This is a genomic window from Candidatus Infernicultor aquiphilus, from assembly GCF_002784285.1.
In the GTDB taxonomy this organism is placed as follows: Bacteria; Atribacterota; Phoenicimicrobiia; order Phoenicimicrobiales; family Phoenicimicrobiaceae; genus Infernicultor; species Infernicultor aquiphilus.
Window position 1 is genome coordinate 1 of the sequence record NZ_PFKO01000026.1, and the last position, 2,009, is coordinate 2,009.

The 2,009-nt window shown below is 41.1% G+C and carries 1 protein-coding gene; it reads right to left on the reverse strand.

Going from position 1 to position 2,009, the window contains the following annotated elements; all coding sequences use genetic code 11:
* Window positions 1–2,009: winged helix-turn-helix domain-containing protein (locus COZ07_RS00840; protein WP_406606719.1), on the reverse strand; the 2,009-nt coding region annotated here is incomplete at both ends.

Genomic DNA, 2,009 nt, shown 5'->3' on the forward strand with positions numbered 1-2,009 from the left:
TCTCTTAGAAACTACGGTAAAGATATTTTTAACTTTTTCTTTATTTATTTTGCTTTTTCCAATTATTTTTAGAATAGTTCTTCTGACTTTAGAGATGTGAAAGCTTACTCGATTATAGATAGCATCTTCTTCATCTTTCCAGAGCTTATCTAAAAGTTCGTCATAGCTCATTACTTGTTCAGGATGTTGGGCTAAGAGGTGAATTAAGGAAAATTCTATGGCTGTAACCTCTATCTCTTTCCCCTCAAAGATAATTCTATCCGGGCGGTGGGGGTCGATATCTAAAATAGTCGTTACTCGTTGGTCGTTAGCATTTGGTGTGTGTTGGCAAGAAATGGAAGTTTCAAGATCACGGTTATCAGTTTTCAGTTTACAGATTTCGGCAGGGAATCTCTTTTTGATCCTTCCGGCTAATCTTTGAGGTAGAACTTTGGCCAGTTCTTCTACCGATAATTGCTGCAAACATTTCTTATCCTCATAGCCCTCTCTTAGCAGGACTTTAATATAGGTTCTGCTTAATCCGGGGATATGCAGGCGGGCAAGTTTTAGCCCTTCTTCCTCCACTCCCCAGTTGAGTCTTTCGGCTAAGGTCTTAATCTTTTCCCAATTATCTTTTTTGGTTTTTTCTTCTTGGCTTAAGGGGTCATTTTTTTGGCTGGGCTGATCCATTTTCCAGCCCAGACTTTCTGCTGCAACCTTCAGGGAATCAGCCAACCAGGAGAATTCTTCTCCCAATTTCTGGATCGAACCGCCATAGATTTTATGCCCCTCTTCTAATTCCCGAATCCCTTTATCTCCTATCCAGTCATAGAGAAGGACTGCTTTTTTAAGGGATAGATAATCTTGGTCAGCTAAAGAAATTTTTTCTTTATCCCTTCCCAGGATATCCTGATATATCTCTTTATACTCTTCTTCCTGGTCGGCAATTAATTCTCTTATCTTATTATAATATTGATATTTCCAGTCATTAAAATTGTAGCGGTTGGTTTTATGGTTAAACTGGGGGAAGGGGAGGTAAGTCCTTTTGCCTTCACTACTTAAAGCCATCAGGGTAATTAATTCCAGATGGCTCATCTTTCCGGCTTTATTTTCTAAATAATTTCTAAAGAAGAGATAGGTCTTGATATCTATCCCCTTGGCACAGATGAGAATTCCCTCTGCAGTAGGGGACAGCCCTGCAGTGATAAGCTGATATTCCAGCAGCTTTTCGAGTGCCGCATTAATTTCTTTCTCCAGATCTTCATCTTTTGGGGCAAAATCAAATATCCAGTAACTGCTGTTTCCTTTAATATTAGTAGTTACTCCGGTTAAGTAATCCTTAAGCTTAGCTTGGCTATTTTCCCCTTCTACTATCGCTTTTAGTAAAAAGGTGGTAAGATCCTTTTCTTTCTTTACCGGCCGATAGAGCGGCTGCCGGTCTGATTTTAAAGCCGGAAGATATAATCCGCCCTCTTCACTGATCATCTCCCGGTGTCTTTGGCTATCTTCTTTCATAAATTTAAAAAATATGTTTTGTAGGACGGTCTCCGCAAAGAGAGAATCAGCCAGAAAGATAGCCCTGCCAAATTCTTCTTTTCCCCAGTCTAACCTACCGGCTCTTCCTCCCATATTCTCCACATCAGCCAGAGAGAGGCTGGTACGGTAACTGCTCTTATCATCCCCATGATCAGATACATATCTATCCTTAGATAAGATTACATTCTTAAAGGGCAGGTTGATGCCCATAGATAGAGTAGTAGTGGCACAGATTATTTTTATTTCACCTTTTTTTAAGTAGGATTCAATCAGGTTTCGCTCTTCCCAGGAGAGGTCGGCATTATGGTAGGCGATCCCTTTTTCTAATAGATAGAGGAGTTCATCGCGGGATCGGGTCTCTTCCAGGCGGGAGAGTTCGGTAATAGCCTCTTCTGCTCTGGGGGCATCTATCTCTTTTGCCAGCCAGGCGGCCCATTTTCGGGTCTCTTTCCTGGTGGGGAAAAAGAGCAAGGTAGGTTCATTTTTTTGCACAA